The sequence below is a fragment of the Clostridium sp. CAG:265 genome, assembly GCF_000436575.1.
Taxonomy (GTDB): Bacteria; Bacillota; Clostridia; order Clostridiales; family Clostridiaceae; genus Clostridium; species Clostridium lentum.
On record NZ_FR886580.1, the window covers coordinates 28841 to 50531 of the forward strand.

The 21691-nt window shown below is 30.4% G+C and carries 21 protein-coding genes and 1 pseudogene; 19 read left to right on the top strand and 3 right to left on the bottom strand.

Annotation, left to right across the window (positions count from 1 at the left end):
* Nucleotide 1: 1 nt before the first annotated feature.
* The 6 genes from Q5O29_RS01185 to Q5O29_RS01210 all read left to right on the top strand — a co-directional run bounded on the left by Q5O29_RS01185 (nucleotide 2) and on the right by Q5O29_RS01210 (nucleotide 6851).
* On the top strand, nucleotides 2–979 hold the full coding sequence (locus tag Q5O29_RS01185) for an RluA family pseudouridine synthase (RefSeq protein ID WP_022211202.1): 978 nt from the start codon (nucleotides 2–4) through the stop codon (nucleotides 977–979).
* Between the two features lie 12 nt (nucleotides 980–991).
* On the top strand, nucleotides 992–2596 hold the full coding sequence (locus Q5O29_RS01190; RefSeq protein ID WP_302630744.1) for a polysaccharide biosynthesis protein: 1605 nt from the start codon (nucleotides 992–994) through the stop codon (nucleotides 2594–2596).
* A gap of 112 nt (nucleotides 2597–2708) precedes the next feature.
* The gene (locus Q5O29_RS01195) at nucleotides 2709–3752 is read left to right on the top strand and encodes an ABC transporter ATP-binding protein (RefSeq protein ID WP_022211204.1); all 1044 of its coding nucleotides are present in this window, start codon (nucleotides 2709–2711) and stop codon (nucleotides 3750–3752) included.
* Nucleotides 3746–4612, top strand: a complete 867-nt coding sequence (locus Q5O29_RS01200) for a carbohydrate ABC transporter permease (RefSeq protein WP_022211205.1) — start codon at nucleotides 3746–3748, stop codon at nucleotides 4610–4612. Before Q5O29_RS01195 ends, Q5O29_RS01200 begins: the two co-directional genes overlap by 7 nt.
* A 14-nt stretch (nucleotides 4613–4626) precedes the next feature.
* Nucleotides 4627–5451 carry a carbohydrate ABC transporter permease gene (locus tag Q5O29_RS01205; RefSeq protein ID WP_022211206.1) on the top strand — a complete coding sequence of 275 codons (825 nt, stop codon included), beginning with the start codon at nucleotides 4627–4629 and terminating at the stop codon, nucleotides 5449–5451.
* A 71-nt stretch (nucleotides 5452–5522) separates the two neighbouring features.
* Nucleotides 5523–6851 (top strand): extracellular solute-binding protein, encoded by a 1329-nt coding sequence (locus Q5O29_RS01210; RefSeq protein ID WP_022211207.1) that lies wholly within the window; start codon nucleotides 5523–5525, stop codon nucleotides 6849–6851.
* A 51-nt stretch (nucleotides 6852–6902) separates the two neighbouring features.
* Here Q5O29_RS01210 and Q5O29_RS01215 read toward each other — a convergent pair whose 3' ends face one another.
* The 3 genes from Q5O29_RS01215 to Q5O29_RS01225 all read right to left on the bottom strand — a co-directional run bounded on the left by Q5O29_RS01215 (nucleotide 6903) and on the right by Q5O29_RS01225 (nucleotide 9712).
* Complete coding sequence (locus tag Q5O29_RS01215) at nucleotides 6903–7085, bottom strand: alpha/beta-type small acid-soluble spore protein (protein ID WP_022211208.1); 183 nt, start codon at nucleotides 7083–7085, stop codon at nucleotides 6903–6905.
* Nucleotides 7086–7212: 127 nt separating this feature from the next.
* The gene (spoVB, locus tag Q5O29_RS01220) at nucleotides 7213–8712 is read right to left on the bottom strand and encodes a stage V sporulation protein B (protein ID WP_022211209.1); all 1500 of its coding nucleotides are present in this window, start codon (nucleotides 8710–8712) and stop codon (nucleotides 7213–7215) included.
* 178 nt (nucleotides 8713–8890) lie between these two features.
* Complete coding sequence (locus tag Q5O29_RS01225; protein WP_022211210.1) at nucleotides 8891–9712, bottom strand: undecaprenyl-diphosphate phosphatase; 822 nt, start codon at nucleotides 9710–9712, stop codon at nucleotides 8891–8893.
* A gap of 180 nt (nucleotides 9713–9892) precedes the next feature.
* Here Q5O29_RS01225 and Q5O29_RS01230 point away from each other — a divergent pair, with 180 nt between their 5' ends.
* From Q5O29_RS01230 to Q5O29_RS01290, 13 genes and pseudogenes are all read left to right on the top strand, one after another.
* Entirely contained in the window at nucleotides 9893–11176 is a 1284-nt protein-coding gene (locus Q5O29_RS01230) for a hypothetical protein (RefSeq protein WP_022211211.1), read from the top strand.
* 95 nt (nucleotides 11177–11271) lie between these two features.
* Nucleotides 11272–11787 (top strand): class I SAM-dependent methyltransferase, encoded by a 516-nt coding sequence (locus Q5O29_RS01235; RefSeq protein ID WP_022211212.1) that lies wholly within the window; start codon nucleotides 11272–11274, stop codon nucleotides 11785–11787.
* A 416-nt stretch (nucleotides 11788–12203) separates the two neighbouring features.
* Entirely contained in the window at nucleotides 12204–12530 is a 327-nt protein-coding gene (gene ahaH / locus Q5O29_RS01240) for an ATP synthase archaeal subunit H (RefSeq protein ID WP_022211213.1), read from the top strand.
* Nucleotides 12517–14469, top strand: a complete 1953-nt coding sequence (locus tag Q5O29_RS01245) for a V-type ATP synthase subunit I (protein ID WP_022211214.1) — start codon at nucleotides 12517–12519, stop codon at nucleotides 14467–14469. The genes ahaH and Q5O29_RS01245 overlap by 14 nt, the downstream gene beginning before the upstream one ends.
* A 12-nt stretch (nucleotides 14470–14481) precedes the next feature.
* Nucleotides 14482–14970 (top strand): V-type ATP synthase subunit K, encoded by a 489-nt coding sequence (locus Q5O29_RS01250; RefSeq protein ID WP_022211215.1) that lies wholly within the window; start codon nucleotides 14482–14484, stop codon nucleotides 14968–14970.
* A 17-nt stretch (nucleotides 14971–14987) separates the two neighbouring features.
* Nucleotides 14988–15584 (top strand): V-type ATP synthase subunit E, encoded by a 597-nt coding sequence (locus Q5O29_RS01255; protein ID WP_022211216.1) that lies wholly within the window; start codon nucleotides 14988–14990, stop codon nucleotides 15582–15584.
* Between the two features lie 11 nt (nucleotides 15585–15595).
* Nucleotides 15596–16597: a V-type ATP synthase subunit C gene (locus Q5O29_RS01260; protein WP_022211217.1), complete on the top strand. Its 1002-nt coding sequence runs from the start codon at nucleotides 15596–15598 to the stop codon at nucleotides 16595–16597.
* Nucleotides 16590–16901: a V-type ATP synthase subunit F gene (locus tag Q5O29_RS01265; RefSeq protein ID WP_186835193.1), complete on the top strand. Its 312-nt coding sequence runs from the start codon at nucleotides 16590–16592 to the stop codon at nucleotides 16899–16901. The genes Q5O29_RS01260 and Q5O29_RS01265 overlap by 8 nt, the downstream gene beginning before the upstream one ends.
* Nucleotides 16902–16918: 17 nt before the next feature.
* Nucleotides 16919–18694 carry a V-type ATP synthase subunit A gene (locus tag Q5O29_RS01270; RefSeq protein WP_022211219.1) on the top strand — a complete coding sequence of 592 codons (1776 nt, stop codon included), beginning with the start codon at nucleotides 16919–16921 and terminating at the stop codon, nucleotides 18692–18694.
* On the top strand, nucleotides 18687–20069 hold the full coding sequence (locus Q5O29_RS01275; protein ID WP_022211220.1) for a V-type ATP synthase subunit B: 1383 nt from the start codon (nucleotides 18687–18689) through the stop codon (nucleotides 20067–20069). Before Q5O29_RS01270 ends, Q5O29_RS01275 begins: the two co-directional genes overlap by 8 nt.
* A 3-nt stretch (nucleotides 20070–20072) precedes the next feature.
* Nucleotides 20073–20714 carry a V-type ATP synthase subunit D gene (locus tag Q5O29_RS01280; RefSeq protein WP_022211221.1) on the top strand — a complete coding sequence of 214 codons (642 nt, stop codon included), beginning with the start codon at nucleotides 20073–20075 and terminating at the stop codon, nucleotides 20712–20714.
* Nucleotides 20715–20984: 270 nt separating this feature from the next.
* Nucleotides 20985–21449 (top strand): annotated as a pseudogene (locus Q5O29_RS01285) (IS607 family transposase); the annotation flags it as partial.
* A partial coding sequence (locus tag Q5O29_RS01290) for a helix-turn-helix domain-containing protein (protein WP_302631551.1) occupies nucleotides 21382–21691 on the top strand: 310 nt, incomplete at its 3' end. The pseudogene Q5O29_RS01285 and the gene Q5O29_RS01290, both read left to right, overlap by 68 nt.

A 21691-nucleotide genomic window follows, 5' to 3' on the forward strand; every position in this document is an offset into this window, starting at 1 on the left:
AGTGAAAATAGAAATAGGAACAAATGAAGCTGGTCAGAGATTAGATAAATTTTTGAGAAAATACTTTAAAGATGTACCATTAAGTGCTATATTCAAAGCTTTAAGAAAAGGTGATATCAGAGTTAATGGAACAAAGAAAAAAGAAAATTATGCTTTAGAATTAGGTGATGAAATAGAAGTAAGATACTTACAATCTAAGAAAGAAACTAATACAAGCAAAGAAGTAAACTTTATAAAAGTAAATTCAGGTTCTATGAAGATTACTTTTGAAGATGACAATATACTAGTTGTTGAAAAGTGGCCAGGTGTTTTAGTTCATCCAGACCAAAAAGGAGCAGAACCATCTTTAACTGATTATGTATTATCATACTTAAATGATAAAGGTGATTATCTTCCAGAAAAGGAACTTACTTTTACACCAGCACCATGTAATAGATTAGATAGAAATACTTCTGGTGCTGTTATTTTCGGTAAAAACTTCGAAGCCTTAAGAGAAATGAATGAAATGATTAGAGAAGGACAGGTTAAGAAGTATTATAATGCATTAGTAACAGGAAGAATAAAAGATGGAATGTACACAGGATATATTTCTAAAAATGAAAATGAAAATATATCAAAAGTATATGATAAAGAAATGCCAAATACAAAGAAAATTGCCATGGAAGTTAAGACTATTCAAAGTAATGGAGCATTCTCATTCTTAGAAATAGACTTAATTACAGGAAGAAGTCATCAAATAAGAACTCACTTAAGTCACTTAGGACATCCGATTGTTGGTGATACTAAATATGGTGATAGAAATATAAATTCATTCTTTGACAATAAATTTGGGCTAAATTATCAATTCCTTTATGCTTACAAGCTTATTATTAAAGGTGGAGAAGGAAAGCTTGCATATTTAAAGAATAAGACAATAGCAGAAGCACTTCCTCCAATGTTTAAGAAAGTAAAGAGAGATGTATTTAAATTCACATTATAAAAGGGGATAATTATGGAGAAGAAATCATTAGGTAGGAGCTTTATGATACTATCTTTTGCGGGGATATTCATTAAGATATTATCAGCGGCATATGTACCATTGCTGACAGCTGTAATAGGTTCAGATGCATATGCTTCTTACTCTATAAGTTATACAATGTTCACATTTATATTAGCCGTAACATCATTAGGGGCTCAGCCTGCTATAACTAAGGTTGTGGCAGAATATAGAGCTGTTGGAAATTCTATTGATGCCTTAAGGGCAATGAAAATATCTAGGAAATATATGACTATTATAGGGCTATTTGGAACAATTATTTTATTGGTACTGGCAAGGCCTATAGCTTTAGCTAGCACATGGGATAAGTCTATACTTGCCATAATGTTCCTTTCTCCTACAATTTTGTTTTCATGTATATTATCTGTTTATAGAGGGTATATGCAAGGAATTGAGGATATGGAGACTATCGGAATATCACAAATAGTTGAGCAGATAATAAATGTTGTTTTAAGTCTTGTTTTTGCAGGTATATTAATAAAAATTAATGAAGAAATGGGTATTGCAGGAGGGACTGTAGGTACTACTTTAGGAGCAGTAGTTGCAATTATATATATAATTTATATTTATCAAAAGAGAGACTACGAAGAAGAAGCATATTCTAGCAATACTAGTGAAAAGAGACATAGTGAAAAGAAGATAGTAAGAAAGATATTAATGTACGCATTACCCATTACATTAGTGGCAGCATTACAAAATTCAAGTCCGCTTGTGGATGCCATGATAGTGAAAAGAAGGCTTGCAACTTCAGGGATACCTAAAGCAAGTTTGGAAGTTACGTATGCTTATCTTTCATATTTTAATACTTTATTATATGTACCATTAGCATTGGTAACGGCACTTAGTACAGCTATATTTCCTAAGGTTATTTCAGCTTATACTTGTAAAAATCGTAAGGAGCTTAGAAGTAATATAAGTTATTCTTATAGAATAACTTTTATGATTACTATACCATCATTAGTAGGATTATCAGTTTTAAGTAAAGAGGTATTCCTTATGCTTTTTGGATTAAATGAAGGATATGAGCTTCTTATGTATGGTTCAATAGTGCTGGTATTTATGTCTATAACTACTATACAAAATACTATTTTACAAGGTGTAAATAAATTATATCTTGTTTTATCTACAGCATTTATTGGTGTAGTATTGAAACTGATATTAGATTTTATACTTGTAGCTATTCCAGAGGTTAATATTTTTGGAGCTGTAATTGCCAGTTTAGTATCGTATCTTGTTCCAGCTATTATAAATCATAGGAACTTAAGAATGATATTTAGAGTAAGAGTTCCAATTATTAAGCTGTCAATAACATCAATTATTGCTTCTTTGGCTATGGGGCTGGCTATTGTAGGTATAAGGATGCCTATAGATAGATTAATTAATATTTTTGAAGGCGGAAGACTTATGATTAGTATAGCAACATTAGTTATGGTAGCAATTGGCGGAATGGTATATTTAATAATAATGATTTTAATTGGAGGAATAAGAAAAACAGATTTAGATTTAATTTCTCCCAAGATATATAGAATTATGCCAAGATTTTTAAGAAAAATGATGTAATTATTATTTTAAAGATAACTTAATTTATATTGAGTTATCTTTTTTTTGTATATAAAGCATAAAAAATAAACATTATAACATTATGGTAAAGATAAAGATGAGGTGAAGAAGAGTGGGAATAAAATTACAAAATTTAGTGGTGAAATTTGGAGATTTTACAGCTATAAATGAGGTGACGTTGGAAATTCCAAAGGGAAAGCTAATTTCTTTACTAGGTCCATCAGGCTCTGGTAAATCAACTACGCTTTTCACTATATGCGGAATACACAAACCTTATTCAGGTAAAATAATATTTGGTGATAGAGATGTAACTGGCTTGGAGCCAGAAGAGTTAGGAATCGGTTTGGTATTTCAAAATTATGCCTTATACCCTCATATGACTATAAGGGAAAATATAGGATTTCCATTAAAGAATTTAAAGTGGAACAAGGAGGAAGCGGCAAAAAGGATAGTGGAAGTTGCCAAAACTGTAAAGATAGATGGACTTTTAGACAGGAAACCATCGCAGCTTTCAGGAGGGCAACAACAGAGAGTGGCTATAGCAAGAGCTTTGGCTAAAAGACCAGATATTCTTTTGTTAGATGAACCATTATCTAATTTGGATACTAAGCTAAGAGTAGAAACAAGACAGGAAATAAGAAGAATACAAAAGGAAACAGGAGTTACTGCCATATTTGTTACTCATGATCAAGAAGAAGCCATGAGTATTTCAGATCAGATAGTGCTTATGAAGGATGGAGCTATTGAGCAGGTATCAACACCTACTGATATGTATTTAAATCCTATCAATAAATTTGTAGCATCTTTTATAGGAAGTCCAGAGATGAATTTTGTAAATTTAAAAGTTAAAGATGGCATAGGAGTAATTGATAATTATACCATAAAGAATATTACAAAAGAAAATAAAAATGTTATTTTAGGCTTCCGTGCTGAAGATGTGGAAATAGCAAATGCAGGAATTGGTGCTAAAGTGGATACTGTAGAAATATTAGGGAGGGAAAAGCTTCTTACATTAAGTCATAATAATAGGATATTCAAGGTTTTAGTTGAAAATACTTTTCATATTGAAGAAGGTAAAGGAATATATATAAGACCTAAAGAAGGAAAATGTTATATATTTGATGAAAAAACGGAGGAATTTATTAAAAAATGTTAAAGAAAAAATATAAAGGTTATTTATATCTACTTCCAGCATTAATAGTGCTTTTAGTTTTTGTATTCTATCCCATAATAAATACTGTAATATTTAGCTTTGATGAAACAAAAGCCAGCGGATTTAAATTTGGTATAGGATCATATAAATATCTTTTTAGTGATAAGAGATTTAGACAATCCCTGGTAAATACACTGATATATGCAGCCATAGTTCCATTTTTATCAGTAAGTATTTCTTTGCTTTTAGCAAATGCTTTAGTACATTTAAAAAATAAAAAGTTACAAAGTATGTTTCAGAGTATATATTTTTTACCATATGTAACATCTTTAGTTGCCATAGGCATAGTATGGTCATGGCTTTTTAATAGTGAATATGGTGTTATTAATTATGTTCTTAAAGTTATAGGTTTCAAAGGTATTAATTGGCTTAATGATTCTAAATATGGAATGTTGGCATTAATTATTTTTGCAGTATGGAAAAGCCTAGCTTTCAATACACTTATTTTGACTACAGGCATAGCTTCTATTAATCCTCAGTATTATCAAGCTGCCAAAATAGATCAGGCATCAAGTAGGACAATATTTACTCAAATTACCATAAAGCTAATTTCACCTATGATAGCTTATACATATATGATAAGTCTTATTGCAGCCTTTAAGGTATACACAGAAGTGTACGTATTATTTGGAGGAAGAACTTTAGATGGATCAGTATCCACAGTAGTTAGATATATTATTGACAGATTTTATGGCGATCAAGACTTTCCACTTGCTTATGCAGCGGCAGTAGTATTACTTGTAATTATTCTTTTGGTGACAGGAATACAGAAATATGCTCAAAGAAATAAAATTCATTACTAGAGGTGATTTATTTTATGAATAGAAAGTATTTTTTGAATTTTTTAAAATATATGGCATTAGTGCTATTTGCTATAATCACTTTATTTCCCTTTTATTGGATGATTGCTTCTTCCTTAAAGACAAGTTTTGAAGTAATCCAGATACCGCCAAGCTTGATACCTAAATCTCTTAAATTTGAAAATTATACTATAGCATTTAAAATGGCTCCATTTGTGAGATATTTTATTAATACTATCATTGTCACAGCATTAAGTATTATTTTTACAGTAATAATAGCTATTCTTTCAGCTTTTGCTTTTGCTAATTTGGAGTTTAAAGGTAGAGATTTGATATTTGCAATTTTTTTAGCATCAATGATGATTCCAGGAGAAGTTCTTATAGTAACTAATTTTAAAACAATATCTAAATTAGGTTGGATTGATACATATAGGGCTTTATTTATACCTTACATGGCAAATGTTTTATACATATATATGCTGAGAGAGTTTTTCTTAACAGTACCTAAGCAGCTATATTATGCAGCTAAGGTTGATGGTGCTAGTGATTGGAAGTTTCTTTGGAGTATATTGGTACCAATTGCTAAGCCATCAATAATAACCATTTGTATACTGGTAGGAATAAATTCGTGGAATGCTTTTTTATGGCCATTATTAGTAACAAATAGTGTTGATATGAGATTGGTAGCCAATGGACTTACAGCTTTTCAATCTGATGCTGGAAATAACTATGAGTTATTAATGGCTGCATCCACAATAATTACTCTTCCAATAGTGATTATTTATATTTTTTTACATAAGAAAATTATGAGCGGTATATCAATAGGTGGAATAAAAGGATAATTTAGATGAATTTTTAAATTAAAGTTACACACAATAAATAGAGAAAATATATTAAATTAGAGGTGAAGCAAATGAAAAAAAGATTTTTGGCGTCATTGCTAACAGTGGTGACAACAATGGCATTGTTTGTAGGTTGTAAAAATACTACCAGTACTACAGAAGAAATTATTATAGAGGTGAATGAACCAGTTTCTATTGAACTGTGGCATTATCTAACAGGAAGTCAAGGGGAAGTACTACAGAGTATTATTGACGATTTCAATAGTACTAATGGTAAAGGAATTACTGTTACTGCTGTAAATCAAGGAAATATAACAGATTTAAATAAAAAGGTTGTAGCAGCAGCTCAATCTAATTCCTTGCCAGCAATTATCAATATATATCCAGATTTAGCAACAGGATTAATTCAAGATGGGAAAATAATTGATTTAACTCCATACATCAATAATGATAAAATTGGTATGAAAGATGAAATTAATAATGATTTTATTAAAACTTTTATTGATGAAGTATCACAGTGGAATGATGGAAGCATTTATGGTATACCACTAACTAAATCAACAGAAGTTCTTTATGTCAATGAAACATTGTTAGGTACTTTAGGATACACAATGAATGATTTGAATAATTTAACCATGGAAAAACTTACAGAGATATGCAAGAAGAGTAAAGAAGAATTAGATATTCCTGGTTTTGGTTTTGATTCAGGGTCTAATGCTTTTATTTCAACATTAAAAATGGATGGAAAAGACTTTATTGAATTAGATGGAACTATTAATGTTGATAATGAATGGGTTAAAGAATTTATGCAGTATTATAAAGATAATACTGAAAAGGGATATTTTAGAACACCAGGTGAAGACACTTATTTATCAGGGCCATTTTCCAATGAAAAATTACTTATGTATCAAGCCTCAACAGCAGGAGCATCACATATACAGACTAATGGTGCATTTGTTTTAGGTATTAGTGAGGTGCCAAAGTTTGAAGCTAAATCTAAAGCAGTTATTCAGCAAGGTGCATCTTTATTTGTAACTAATGATACCACAGCGCAACAAAAATATGCAGCATATGAATTTATTAAATATGCTACAAACACAGAAAATACAGCACAGTTTGCTGTAGCTACTGGCTATCTTCCAGTAAGATATTCAGCTGAAGAAACCATTACAATGAAAAATGTGTTAAATAATACTGAAAGTATATATGGAAAGGTATATCCAGTGGCTAAAGAAGAATTAAATTATGCTTATTATACTCCAGCAATTAATAATGCTCAATCTGCAAGAAATATAATTCAGGAAAAATATGAATCATATGTAAATGGCGGTATATCAGATATAGAAACCTTTATAAAGGACACTACATCACAAGTTGAAACTTCAATTCAAAGGCAATAACAATAGAGATAGGAATTAAATCCTATCTCTAATTTGTGTAATATTCAGTTTTTATTTTATTCCTTCTTCATATTGTTGGACCATTCTCTTAACCATTTCTCCGCCAACACTACCGCATTGTTTTGAACTTAAATTTCCATTGTAATCTGAAAATGGAACTCCCATTTCAGTTGCAACTTGATTTCTAAATTTAGCTAAACCGTTTTTTGCTTCAGGTACTAATTTTTGTGTCATAAATGATCCTCCTCTATCAGTGAAGTTTTGTCAAAGCATTAATTTGCTTTGCAGTATTATTATATGCAAAGTGATATTTAATAACCTATAAAATAGTAACCAATAAAGGAAAAAAATAGAGCCTACTTTAATCGTCTTCTAAGCCGAAAGTACTTAAGTAAGCAAAGATTACAAAGACTCCAATAACTGTAACTAAGACTTTTATTAAAGCTGAATAAGTTTGAATAATACTTAGTATTATTCTAAAAAATAAAAATATTAAAATTCCTAAAAGTGAAAAAATTAATATGTTCATTTTAGATAAATTTAAATCTATATGTTTTCTTATTTCCATGATGTTTATAGTGAAGCTGAGGATAGATGAAAAGAATACAGTGATTGCATAGGAAAATATGTTAATATTAGGAATGCTAGTTAGGCAAAAAAGCATTACTAATTCAAATGAAGAAGTTATAAGAGAATTCCTAAGTATTATACCTTGTTTATTTAAACCATTGAGAATACCGAACATAGTATTAGCAGGAAAAAGAATAGGTGCAGCAATTGAACAAGCTTTAATGTACAGACCTAAGTCATTGCGGTTATAAAATAATATTCCTAAATCATTAGGAATAAGTTGACAAATTATCATTGTAGCCATTCCTAAGAGGAAGGCTATCTTCAGCACTTTTTTGATTCGCATTGAGGCGTTATAATATTCCCCTCTGCTAAGACTTTCTGATAAATCTGGTACAAGTAACATATTTATTGAATTCACCACAATTATAGGAAAAGTGACAATTGTCAGTGACATTCCAACAAAGCGGCCTATCATAGATAAGGCTATAGAGTATTCAAATCCAGCAGCCACCAGTCTTCTAGGAATTATCAAGGTTGCAATGGTTGAGAAAATATTTGTTAAAAACCCATTAATACATAAGGGAATAGAAATTACAAAAACATTAAATAATAATTGACCTCTGCTTTCTGTAGGTGCATTGGAAATGGGAATAGATTTAATTACATGTCTATAATAAACATAAAGTAATATAAGGCTCTGTAATTCTCCTATGGCTAAAGAAACAAATGCTAAAGTAACTAAACTAGATAATGTTTTTGCCTTAAACATATATACTAACAGAGAAATGGTAATAATTCTCATAGCTTTTTCTAAAATATCTATAAGGGCAGGAGCAGTTATTTTGGAAGTCCCATAAAAATAGCCCTTTAGGATATTGGATAGAGATATAAACACCATAGCCGGGCAAGTTACTCTGATGGCGTTAAGTGTTCTAAGATCTTTAACTCCATATCTACTTATGTATGGTGCCAGAAAAAATACAAAGACACCAATGAATAAAGACCATATGATATTAAAGATAGCAACAGAATCAATAGTTTTAAAAAGATTATTTGTTTCTCCATTAGATGTATATATGGCTGAAAGCTTTGAAATAGCAGCTATGATTCCAGCGGTCATAAGACAGATAAATAAATTATATATAGGCATTATTATTCCATAAAGACCAATTCCTTCAGCACCAATTAGCTTAGAAAGATAAATGGAAAAAATAAATCCAAGAAGACCTGTACTTATATTTGAAGCAGTTAAAAAGAAAGAATTTTTAAAAAAATTATCTTTTTCCATGTTATCACTCCTTTAAGTAAAGATGACAATGATAGAATTAATGGTAAAAGTACTGTAAAATTAAGTAATGCTTACGTAACTAATAATATCTATTCTAAAAATATAGGAAATATGAATACATATTGTTTTTAAGAATTTATATAAAAAAAGTGCAGTTTTACTACACTTTTTAAAGAAATTAGATTACTATTACGTAAAAGTATAATAGAACTAATAATCCTAAAACTATTCTATAATAACCAAATGACTTAAAATTATGTTTTTTAATATAGTCCATAAGAAATTTTATGGCAAATATTGAAACAATAAATGATACAAAGGAGCCTATAAGCAAAATTAGCCACTGAAAAGTATTGAATTGAAAGCCGGTTTTTATAAGTTTCAAAGCACTTGCACCAAACATGGTGGGAATTGCTAGGAAAAAGGAAAATTCAGCAGCTATGAAACGAGAGGCACCAATAAGGGTAGCACCTATAATAGTAGCTCCTGAACGAGATGTTCCAGGTATCAAAGCTAGTATTTGGAAAATACCAATGCCAAAGGCTGTTTTGTAGCTTAAGTCAGAAAAAGCACTGATAGTAGGTCTTTTATCTCTATTTTCAAGAAAAATAAAGATAACTCCATAAATAATTAAAGTTATAGATACAGTGGTAGGATTAAAAAAAAGCTCATCTATTTTATCTTCAAATAATATGCCTACAACACCAGAGGGAATAACGGCAATTAATACTTTAATCCATAAATTCCAAGCTTCTTGTTTTTCTTGCATATTTTTACTATGGGAGAAAGGATTTAACTTATTAAAATATAATATCACCACAGCTAAAATGGAGCCTAGCTGCACAACTACTAAAAATGTATTAATATATTCAGTTGAAAAATTAAGTTTGATAAATTGATCTACTAAAATCATATGACCTGTACTACTAATGGGTAGCCATTCTGTTATTCCTTGGATTATCCCAAGAAATATAGCTTTAAGTATTTCAATATAATACATAAAAAACCTCCTAATATATAGATATATTATAAGTTAAATATATATTTATCTAAAAAGATTATGATAAATATAAAAAAACTTCTTTATATAATATAGAACATGTACTAATCCTTTTTATATACTTTAAATGAGAATATTTTATAAATTACAAAATATAAATTTAGTAATGGGAGGAGTGAAATGAAGAAGGTTATAAGTTTTTTCATAGTTAGTACATTTATTGTAGCCATATCCTTTGGTATATATAATCTAGATGATAAATACAAACTTAATATAGTATATGATGATATTCAGTGGACAATTAATAATAAGGATTGTTTAAATGCCGTTTCCTTTGATTTTGATAATGATGGCAATATATATGTTGCCTATGATAATTCAGTGGAAAGAATAAATGAGGATAATAAAGTAGAAAGATTATTTAGTAATGATGCATTAAAAATATATGATATTGTTGTATATAAAAATTATCTAATAATATCTAGTGGAAATTCTATTATAAAATATGATTTAGATAATGGAACTTTTAGTGATATAGTTAATAATATTCCTAATAACGGAATTAATAAAGAAATTAAGCTTTTAGTTAAAGAAGATGTTTTATACGCATCTATAGGTAGCAACACCAATAGTGGAGTAGTAGATAGTCCAGAAGGGAAAGTGGATATACCATCATTTCATTGGACTCTATCAGGTAGGAAATATGGTAACAGTGGAACTTCAGGATTCTGTAACTATTCAGAGTCGGTGCAGGAGGATTCAACCATAAATGAGGGGAAATTTAGCAATGCAAGTATAATATCATTTAACCTTATGGATGATGAAATAGCTACATATGCTACAGGTATAAGGAATGTTAAAGGGTATAGTGTTACCAGTGATGGTAAAATAATTGCTATAGTAGGAGGTATTGAAAATTCAGGAGATAGACCTTTAGAAGGTGATAAAGATTATATCTATAGTATAAAAGAAAAGAGCTGGTATGGGTGGCCAGATTTCAGTGGAGGCGATCCTGTTACTTCACCAAGATTTATAAAAGGAAAGGAAGCTAATACGTTTATAATAAAAAACCATCCTACAGAAGTGGTGTATGGTCCTATTTATCAACATAAATCCATTGATGCATTAGAAGGATTGGCTATTGATATAGATGGCAAGTGCTTAAGTAAAGATACTATAGTATTTGCAGATAACAAAGAAAAGGTATTGTATGCCATGAATGGTGAAGGTGTAGCAAAATCAATAATAAGACTTTCGGAAGGAAGTGAGGTTAAAAGTATAAGATATCATAAAGACAGCATGTATATTTTAGATAGCGGTATAGGGTGCATATATAAGTTGAGAAACGGAAATAATCTATCAGTTTTTAATCTACCAAAGATTATATGGGTATTTCTGATAATATTTATCATAGCTATAGTTTTAATTGTGATGATAAAATTCAAGGGGAAAAAGATAGGATAAAAAAGTTAATAGTAGGTAAACATAATATATTTATAAAAGAGCAGAATAATAGTAAAAATCAATAGTAAAATGTTAAGTGTAATAAAGGGGATAATATGGGAAAAACTATAGTATTAAATTTAAATCATATTAATATAAAGGGGGATGTTCTAGATGTAGGTGAAAGCTTTGGAGTTATATACAATATAGCCAAAGATATCGATGATGAAGTTTCAGTTGATTATATCGAAGAGGAAAATTCAGAATTGCTTAAAGAAAGAAGTTATGATAATTGTACTATTTTCTTTGCCCTAAGCAATATTTGGGGAGATTATCAAAGAGAAAAGTTGCTTCAAAAGATAAGTAGAAGCATAAAGAGTGGAGGAAGCATTTATATATGGGATATTAATAAGGAAATAGGAAAGTTATTTAATAATAAAATAAGAGTTATTCTTCCGTCAGAAAAAATTAAAGAGTTTCAATTTAAAAATTTAAATCCTATGAGTTCATCTAGTATTGAAGAAACTAGAAAGATTTTATCAGGACAGTTTGATATTGAAGAAGAAAAGGTATGGGAAGATATTTATTACATTAAAGCAAGAAAAAATGAAGATTTTACTTATAACAATTAATTGCAATATGGAAATATTAGATTATTAATGTATAATTAAAGTATTTTCTATTAATTATAGATATAAGAGGGTATTATAAAAAATAATTAAGAAAAAGCTTCAAGTTGTGGCTTTTTCTAATACATATAAAAAGTATATTTTCAATAATAAATTAAATTTACTTAAGAAAGTTAAGTATATGTTCGATAAATATTATAATATAGAAGTAGAGGGAATAAATATGCATTGGTTATTGATGGGAAATGACTTAATTTAAGTTTTAATTTACAAAAATTAAAGTGATAAATTCAACTTTTTAAAGAAAAATCATAAAAATAAGTTGATAAAAGCATGAAATTGTGTATAATTAAAACAGTAATCAATACTATATAAGGTATTAATATTGATTATATAATACGAGAAAAGGTGGTGAGATTTTGGCATTAGATGCAATTAACGAGATAAAGAAAGCAGAGTTACAAGCTGAAGACATGATATCAGAGGCTAATAAGGCGTCTAAGGAGTTAATTTTGAATGCTCATAGTGAAGCTGAAAAACAATATGACAGTATTGTGAAAGATGCTAGAGCAAAGGCTGATAAGTTAATACAAGAAGCTGTAGAAGCTGGAAATGTTGAAGCAAAGCCTATTTTAGAAAATGGTGAGAAAGAAAAAGAAAGTATAAGAAATTTATCACCTACATTAAAAGAAAATGCTATTAATATAGTTGTTGAGAGGATAGTGAAGATTCATGGCAATAGTTAAGATGAACAAATTCACTTTGGTTACTTTTGAATCTCACAAGAAAGAGCTTCTTCGTAAGTTACAAGGATTTTCTAAGGTTGAGTTTATCAATCTTCAAGATGAAGAAAAACTTGAAAAAAATGAAGTTTTAAAAGAACTTTCAAAAGATGAAGTGGATTCAAATAGTTCAGAGTATGAAGAAAATTTATCAAAAGCTAAATCATCTCTAGATTTTCTGAATAGCTATATGCCTAAAAAGTCTTTATTACAATCAATACAAGATGATAGGCAAAGCTTATCTGTAGAGGAATTAGAAGAATTGGTTGAAAAATCAAATTGGCCTGCTATTTACGAAAAAGTAAAAGAAAAAGAAGAACAATTACATGATTTTGAAAATTCAATAGTTAAACTTCAAGGTGAAATTGACATATTAAAACCTTGGGAATTGCTAGACTGTTCCTTTGAAAATCTAGATGAGTTAAACAAAACAGCTTATTTCATAGGTAGTATTGCAAAACAATATGAAGAAGAGCTAAGCTCTGCTTTAAAAGATGCTTATGTAGAAGTTGTTTCAAGAAACAGTAATGATACTAATGTACTTATATTAGTTGATGGCTCTAAAGCAGATGAAACTTTAAGTTTAATTAGAAATTATGGTTTCAGTGCATTTAAGACTGACTACAAAGATGTTCCTCAAAAAACAATAATGGATTTATCTGCCAAGATTGAGGACATAAAGACAAAGATATTTTTAATGAAGGAAGAACTAGCTTCTTATGAAGAAGATATTAAGGTAATGCAACTAGTTTATGATTATTACTTCAATAAGGTATCTAGAGAAAAAGCATCAACAAACTTCTTAAGAACAAACAACACTGTTACTATTCAAGGATGGTGCGCTGTTGAAGACAATAATGCCTTAAGTGCAATTTGTAAAGAAGTTACAGGTGAAGATTACTATATGACATTTGAAGATGTTAAGGAAGATGAAGTTGAAGAGGTACCAGTAAAGCTTAGAAATAGTAAACTAGTATCTGCTTTTGAATCTGTTACATCAATGTATAGTACACCTAGATATGATGAGTGGGATCCAACTCCGTTTTTAACACCATTCTACCTTGTATTCTTTGGTATGATGGTTGCTGATGCAGGATATGGATTAACAATGTTATTAATATGTTTATTAGCACTTAAATCATTAAAACTAAAAAAAGAAACAGCAGATTTCTTAAGATTTGGTTTATTTGTAAGTATACCTACAATTATATTTGGTATGATTTATGGTTCATATTTTGGTGATATTTTACCAATACCAGGACTTTTAGTTCCAACAAGAGATGTTGTTACAATATTAGCAATATCAATTGTATTTGGTGTTGTTCAAATATTTGCTGGACTTATAATTAAGTTCTCATACCTTTGCAAAATGGGTAAATCATTTGATGCCATTGTTGATGTAGGTTCTTGGATAATAGAGCTTGTTTCAATAGGTATTTTTGCTGGTTGTATACTTTTAGGGTGGCCAACAGTAGTTAAATACATTGCAATAGCTGGTATGGTTATTGGTGCACTTTTAATAATTTACTCTGGTGGTAGAAATGAAAAGAGTAAAGGTGCGCAAATAGGTCAAGGGTTATATAACTTATATAACATTACAGGATATGTAGGAGACTTAGTTTCTTATTCAAGACTTATGGCACTTGGATTATCAGGTGGATGTATAGCATCAGCTTTCAATATGCTTATTACTCAAATGAGTGGATGGTACGCTATAATAGTTATACCATTATTATTTGTTTTAATACACATATTTAACTTAGGATTAAGTTTACTTGGAGCTTATGTTCATACAGCAAGATTACAATATGTAGAATACTTTGGTAAATTCTACGAAGGTGGCGGAAAACAATTTGAGCCATTTACAGTATCAGAAAAATATATGAATTTAAAGGAAAATTAGGAGGAAATTAAAATGGAATTTGTACAAACTTGGATAGAATTTTTTATGAATAATAACGGTGGAATGATATTTGGAGCAATTGGTGTTGCTTTAGCAGTTGGTTTAGCAGGTATAGGTTCAGCTAAAGGTGTTGGTTTAGTTGGGGAAGCCGCTTCAGGATTAGTTACAGAAGAACCAGAAAAGTTCGGTAAGGCGTTAGTATTAGAATTATTACCAGGTACTCAAGGTTTATATGGTTTCGTTATTGGTTTCGTTGCTTACACTAAGCTTGCTCCAGGAATGGATTTATCTACTGGATTAGTATTAATCGGTGCATGTTTACCAGTTGCTATAGCAGGTTTATTCTCAGGTATCGCTCAAGGTAGAGTTGCTGCTGCAGGTATCCAAATATTAGCTAAGAAGCCAGAACACAACACAAAAGGTATCATACTTTCAGCAATGGTTGAAACATATGCATTATTAGGATTCGTTATATCATTCATGTTAGTTAACATGATATAAGATTGGAGATATAGGATATGTCAGTAAATAATATTACTTCAAAAATCTTAAGAGATGCTGAAGGAAGAAAGGAAAGTATTTTAGCTACTGCTGAAGAAGAAAAAAATAAGATTCTTTCTAAAAAAGTTGCTTCTGCAAAAGAACTTGAAAAAGAAATTTTAGAAAAAGCTGAAATTGAGGCTAAATCTAAAAAAGAAAGAGTAATTTCAGGTGCTAAGCTTAAAGCAAGAAATGAAAAATTAGCTGCTAAGCAAGAAGTAATTGAAGAAGTATTCTCTAAGAGTGTAGAAACGTTATGTAAATTAAATGATAGAGAATTTGTTAAATTTATTAAAGATTCTATTTTATCATTAAATATAGATGGTGATGAAACACTTATCTTAAATGAAGATGGTAACAAAATAGTGTCAAAAGAAGTTGTTGCAGAAATTAATGCAGAATTAAAAGCAAAAGGACTTAAAGGTGAAATTAAAATAAGTGAAACTATTGGCTCATTTAGAGGTGGTTTCATATTAGAAAAAGGTGGCGTAGAAATTAATAATACCTTTGAATCTCTTGTTGATTCATTAAAAGATCAATTAGAATTTGAAGTTGCAAAGGTGTTATTTAATTAAGGAGGTAAGCTATGGATTTAATGCAATTTACCCAAGCTCTTTCAAGAATATGGGTATTAGAAACAAGACTCCTTGATAAGGCCAAAATCCAAAGAATGATAGAAGCTCCCAATGCAGATGATGTTATAAAAATACTTGGTGAAACTGAGTATGCAAATGTTATGGGGAATGTAAAAAGAGCAAGTGATTATGAGGAAATGTTAAGTGCTGAATTACAAAGAGTTTATAGTCTGGTATATGAATTATGTCCAGTAAAAGATATTGTAAATTTATTTAGCACAAAATATATTTACCATAATGTAAAAGTTCTTTTAAAAGGTAAATTCTTAGGAAAAGATTTTTCTAATCTTCTAATTCACTTAGGAAAAGATGATGTTAATGAAATAAAAAGAAAAATTGACTCAGATAGCTTTGGTGATTTAAGAGGAAATATAGGTAAGGCTGTTATGGCAGCAGTTGAAGATTTTGAGGCAACAAAAGATCCACAAAGAATCGATATAATTGTAGATAAGTTTATGTTTGAAGAATTAGTTCAAATAAGAAAATCATTAAACTACAGTTTTACTGATAAAATAATAAATGCAATGATTGATTCAACAAATATCAAGACTTTACTAAGAATTAAGAAACAAGGTAAGGGTCGTGAATTTGCTCAAGAAGTTATTGTTCCAGGTGGATACATAGATAAAGATACATTAGTATCAATAATCAATGAATCACCAGAGAATATTATTTCTAAGTTAAGTTTTTCTGTTTACTCAGAGATAGTAAGAGAAGGATTAGAAGGGTATATAGCTACAAATTCAGCAAACCTATTAGAAAAATTAAGCGATAATTATATAATGGCGCTAATGAAGGATTCAAAATTTGTTACCTTTGGACCAGAAAGAATTCTTTCTTATATATATGCAAAGGAAACAGAAATTAAATTAATTAGAATTATAATGGTTGGTAAGCTTAATAATGTTGCTGAGGAAGTAATTAGAGAAAGGCTGCGTGATAGTTATGTATAAGAAGATTGGAGTTGTTGGTGATAAAGACTCAGTTTTAGCTTTCAAAGCACTTGGCGTAGATGTTGCACCAGTAGTTGGAGCAGACGAAGCAAGAAGAGCAGTAGATAAGATGGCTATGAATGATTATGCAGTTATATTTGTTACAGAACAAGTTGCTGTAACAATAGAAGAAACTATTGAACGTTATAATAATCAATTGCTTCCTGCTGTAATATTAATTCCAAGTAATCAAGGAACTTTAAATATAGGTTCTAAGAGAATTAGTGAGAGTGTGGAAAAAGCTGTAGGTATGAATATTTTATAGGAAGGCAGGTTAGAGAATTGAAGACCGGAAGAATTATTAAAGTTTCTGGACCTTTAGTTGTAGCTGAAGGAATGGAAGAAGCTAATATATATGACGTAGTTAAGGTTGGAGAAAAGAAGCTTATCGGTGAAATCATCGAAATGAGAGGAGATAAGGCATCTATCCAAGTTTACGAAGAAACAACAGGTATCGGAACAGGAGATCCAGTTATAACAACAGGAGAACCATTAAGCTTAGAGCTTGGACCTGGATTAATAGAATCAATGTTCGATGGAATACAAAGACCATTAGATGCTTTTGAAAAAGCAGCTAATTCTCCTTTCCTAGTTAGAGGGATAGCTGTTAATGCATTAAATAGAGAAAAAGTTTGGACATTTGTTCCAACTGTAAAAGAAGGCGATGAAGTAGAAGCAGGTGATGTAATAGGTACAGTTCAAGAAACTGCTGTAGTATTACATAAAATAATGGTTCCTTACGGAGTAAGTGGTAAAGTTAAATCAATAAAAGGCGGAGATTTCACAGTAGACAGTACTGTATGTGTTGTTGAAACTGCTAAAGGTGATAGAGAGTTATCGTTAATGCAAAAATGGCCTGCAAGAAAAGGTAGACCTTTTGCAAGTAAATTAAAACCAGATGCTCCAATGACTACAGGTCAAAGAGTTATCGATACATTCTTCCCTGTAACTAAAGGGGGAGCAGCTGCAGTACCAGGACCTTTCGGAGCTGGTAAAACAGTAACTCAGCACCAAATTGCTAAATGGGGAGATGCTGAAATAGTTGTTTACGTTGGATGTGGAGAACGTGGAAACGAAATGACAGACGTTCTTAATGAATTCCCAGAACTAATTGACCCTAAAACTGGTCAAAGTTTGATGAAGAGAACAGTTCTTATAGCAAATACATCTAACATGCCAGTTGCTGCCAGAGAAGCATCAATTTATACTGGTATAACAATTGCTGAATACTTTAGAGATATGGGTTACTCAGTATCAATCATGGCTGACTCAACTTCAAGATGGGCAGAAGCACTTAGAGAAATGTCTGGTAGACTTGAAGAAATGCCAGGTGATGAAGGATATCCAGCATACTTAGGATCAAGACTTGCTGAATACTATGAAAGAGCTGGTAGAGTTATCTGTTTAGGTAAAGATGGTAGAGAAGGAGCTGTTACAGCTATCGGTGCCGTTTCTCCTCCAGGTGGAGATATATCTGAGCCAGTTACTCAATCAACATTAAGAATAGTAAAAGTATTCTGGGGATTAGATGCTCAACTTGCATATAAGAGACACTTCCCAGCAATAAACTGGTTATCTTCTTATTCATTATATGCAGATACAGTTGATACTTACTTTAACAGAGAAGTTGCTCCAGACTGGTCAGAATTAAGAATGGAAGCTATGGCTTTATTACAAGAAGAAGCAAGCTTAGAAGAAATCGTAAGATTAATCGGTATTGATGCTTTATCAGCTCAAGATAGATTAAAACTTGAAGTTGCTAAATCTATTAGAGAAGATTACTTACAACAAAACAGTTTCCACGAAGTAGATACTTATACTTCACTTGAAAAGCAATATAGAATGCTTAAGTTAGTAATTCTTTTCAAGAAAGAAGCAGAAAGAGCTCTTGAAGCAGGTGTATATTTAAATGATATCTTAAACTTAGAAGTTAGAGATAAAGTTGCTAGAGCAAAATATATAGAAGAGAAAAATATAAGCAGAACTGATGAAATAGCTGTAGAAGTTAAATCTGCTATAGACGAATTAATAAGCAAAGGAGGAGTTCTGAATGCTTAAGGAATATAGAACTGTAACTGAAGTTGTAGGTCCTTTAATGGTTGTTGAAGGAGTTAGCGGTGTAAAATACGATGAGCTAGTTGAAGTTGAAATACAAACTGGTGAAAAAAGAAGAGGTAAGGTTCTAGAAGTTAACGGAACTAGAGCAGTAGTTCAGTTATATGAAGGATCATCAGGAATTAACTTAAAAGGAACAAAAGCCAAATTCTTAGGAAGATCATTAGAGCTTGGTGTTTCTGAAGATATGATAGGAAGAATATTCGATGGTATGGGTCACCCAATAGACAATGGTCCAAAAATAATACCAGAAGCATATAAAGATATCAATGGTGAAGCTATTAATCCAGTATCAAGAGACTTCCCAGCTGAGTTTATTCAAACAGGAATTTCAGCTATCGATGGGTTAAACACTTTAGTTAGAGGACAAAAGCTTCCTGTATTCTCTGCATCAGGTCTTCCACATGCAGAATTAGCTGCACAAATAGCAAGACAAGCAAAAGTTTTAAATTCAGATACTAACTTTGCCGTTGTATTTGCTGCTATCGGTATAACATTTGAAGAATCACAATTCTTCGTTGATGAATTCAAGAAGACTGGTGCTATAGATAATGCAGTATTATTTATGAACTTAGCATCTGACCCAGCTATTGAAAGAATTTCTACACCAAGAATGGCATTAACAGCTGCTGAATATTTAGCATATGAAAAAGATATGCACGTTCTTGTTATTATGACAGATATCACTAACTATGCAGAAGCATTAAGAGAAGTATCTGCAGCAAGAAAAGAAGTTCCAGGTAGAAGAGGATATCCAGGATACCTATATACTGACCTTTCTACATTATATGAAAGAGCAGGAAGAATCACTGGAAGAGGTGGATCAATCACTCAAATTCCAATACTTACAATGCCAGAAGAAGATAAGACTCACCCAATTCCTGACTTAACAGGATACATTACAGAAGGACAAATAATCCTTTCTAAAGAATTATATAAGAAAGGTGTTATGCCTCCAATAGATGTTTTACCATCATTATCAAGACTTAAAGATAAAGGTATTGGTAAAGGTAAGACAAGAGAAGATCATGCTGATACAATGAACCAATTATTCTCAGCTTATGCTCAAGGTAAGCAAGCTAAAGAATTATCAGCAATCTTAGGTGAATCAGCTTTATCAGATGCAGATAAGAAATTTGCTAAATTTGCTGAAGCCTTTGAAAAAGAATATGTTTCTCAAGGATTTAATACAAATAGATCTATTGAAGAAACATTAAACTTAGGATGGAAGTTATTAAAGATACTTCCAAGAACAGAGCTTAAGAGAATTAGAGATGAATATCTTGAAAAGTATATGCCTAAGGGAGAGGAAGAGTAGAATATGGCAAAATTAAATGTCAATCCTACTAGAATGGAGCTGACTAAGCTTAAAAAGAGATTAGCAACATCTACAAGAAGCCATAAGCTTTTAAAGGATAAGCAAGATGAATTAATGAGACAATTTATAGGTCTTGTTAAATATAACAATCAGCTTAGAAAAGAAGTGGAAGCAGAATTAGAAGGTTCTTTTAAAGATTTCGTTATGGCAAGCGCTGTAATGAGTACAGAATTTTTAGAGGAAGCAGTTGCCTATCCTAAAGATAGCATTTCTGTTGAAGTAGGAGTAAAAAACGTAATGAGCGTTAATGTTCCAAAAATGGAATTTCACAGACAGCTTCAAGATGATGAAGGCGGTATATTCCCATATGGTTTTGCAAATACATCTTCAGAGCTTGATGATGCAATTACGAAGCTATATTCAATATTCCCTAAATTGCTTGAGCTTGCAGAAGTGGAAAAATCAACTCAGCTAATGGCTGATGAAATAGAGAAAACTAGAAGAAGAGTTAATGCTCTTGAGTATATGACAATTCCTCAATTACAAGAAACTATTAAGTTTATTAGAATGAAACTTGATGAAAATGAAAGAGGTGCTTTAACAAGACTTATGAAGGTTAAAGCAATGATTGATGCTAAAAACTAGTTTTCAATAAGAAAAGGTAGAGCTATTATAAGCTCTGCCTTTTTGCATATTTAAATAAAAAATACTGATATTTGATAAAAGCCACGAAAGATAGTATAATCTAATAGATATTTAAAGTGAAACTTAACTTAAGTGTGCAAAATGCTCCAAAACTCTAAAGTGGGAGTAGTTCACATACAATACATATAAGGAGAAAACTATAGTTAATAAAAATGTTGATAAACGTGTTTAAAAGTTCTAATATATACTCAAGGAGTGATATTAATGAACTATACTAGAGTTTCTACTAATGGGCAAAAAGATGATTTGAAAAATCAGATAGAATTTCTTTTAAACTTTACATCTTCAAAAGGGATAATAGTAGATGAAACAATTGAGGATATAGGTAGTGGATTGAATTACAATCGTAAAAAATGGAATAAACTTATTGAAGAGTGTATGGAAAACAAAGTTGATTCTATTATAGTAACTCATAAAGATAGATTTATTCGTTTTGGATATGATTGGTTTGAGCGATTTTTGAGTAAATATAATGTAAAAATAATAGTTGTAAATAACGAATTACTTTCGCCACAAGAAGAATTAGTTCAAGACATAATTTCAATCTTACATGTTTTTAGTTGTAGAATTTACGGATTAAGAAAATACAAAAAGAAGATAGAAGGGGATGAAGAAATTGCTAAAATCCTACAAAGTAGAAATAAAACCAACAACAAAACAAATACAAAAGATTGAACAAAGTATTGGAGTTTGTAGATGGCTTTATAATGAATATTTATCAACCAACAATCAACTATATACTAAATACAAAGATGGATTCATTGATAAGAAACAGGTGTTTATGAGTGCTAATGATTTTGATAAATATATAAACAATGAAGTCAAAGTTTTAGATGAATACTCTTGGATAAATAATTGTGGTTCTAAAGCTAGAAAAAAAGCTATACAAAATGCCGAAACCGCTTATAAAAGGTTTT

What these genes read in the sequence shown, in the direction of transcription:
- Q5O29_RS01190 (WP_302630744.1), top strand. Translation starts at nt 992, where the DNA reads ATGGAGAAGAAATCATTAGGTAGGAGCTTTATGATACTATCTTTTGCG.
- spoVB (WP_022211209.1), bottom strand. Translation starts at nt 8,712, where the DNA reads ATGGAAAAAGATAATTTTTTTAAAAATTCTTTCTTTTTAACTGCTTCA.
- Q5O29_RS01255 (WP_022211216.1), top strand. Translation starts at nt 14,988, where the DNA reads ATGTCAGTAAATAATATTACTTCAAAAATCTTAAGAGATGCTGAAGGA.
- Q5O29_RS01260 (WP_022211217.1), top strand. Translation starts at nt 15,596, where the DNA reads ATGGATTTAATGCAATTTACCCAAGCTCTTTCAAGAATATGGGTATTA.
- Q5O29_RS01205 (WP_022211206.1), top strand. Translation starts at nt 4,627, where the DNA reads ATGAATAGAAAGTATTTTTTGAATTTTTTAAAATATATGGCATTAGTG.
- Q5O29_RS01200 (WP_022211205.1), top strand. Translation starts at nt 3,746, where the DNA reads ATGTTAAAGAAAAAATATAAAGGTTATTTATATCTACTTCCAGCATTA.
- Q5O29_RS01280 (WP_022211221.1), top strand. Translation starts at nt 20,073, where the DNA reads ATGGCAAAATTAAATGTCAATCCTACTAGAATGGAGCTGACTAAGCTT.
- Q5O29_RS01225 (WP_022211210.1), bottom strand. Translation starts at nt 9,712, where the DNA reads ATGTATTATATTGAAATACTTAAAGCTATATTTCTTGGGATAATCCAA.
- Q5O29_RS01265 (WP_186835193.1), top strand. Translation starts at nt 16,590, where the DNA reads ATGTATAAGAAGATTGGAGTTGTTGGTGATAAAGACTCAGTTTTAGCT.
- Q5O29_RS01275 (WP_022211220.1), top strand. Translation starts at nt 18,687, where the DNA reads ATGCTTAAGGAATATAGAACTGTAACTGAAGTTGTAGGTCCTTTAATG.
- Q5O29_RS01230 (WP_022211211.1), top strand. Translation starts at nt 9,893, where the DNA reads ATGAAGAAGGTTATAAGTTTTTTCATAGTTAGTACATTTATTGTAGCC.
- Q5O29_RS01245 (WP_022211214.1), top strand. Translation starts at nt 12,517, where the DNA reads ATGGCAATAGTTAAGATGAACAAATTCACTTTGGTTACTTTTGAATCT.
- Q5O29_RS01210 (WP_022211207.1), top strand. Translation starts at nt 5,523, where the DNA reads ATGAAAAAAAGATTTTTGGCGTCATTGCTAACAGTGGTGACAACAATG.
- Q5O29_RS01235 (WP_022211212.1), top strand. Translation starts at nt 11,272, where the DNA reads ATGGGAAAAACTATAGTATTAAATTTAAATCATATTAATATAAAGGGG.
- Q5O29_RS01215 (WP_022211208.1), bottom strand. Translation starts at nt 7,085, where the DNA reads ATGACACAAAAATTAGTACCTGAAGCAAAAAACGGTTTAGCTAAATTT.
- Q5O29_RS01250 (WP_022211215.1), top strand. Translation starts at nt 14,482, where the DNA reads ATGGAATTTGTACAAACTTGGATAGAATTTTTTATGAATAATAACGGT.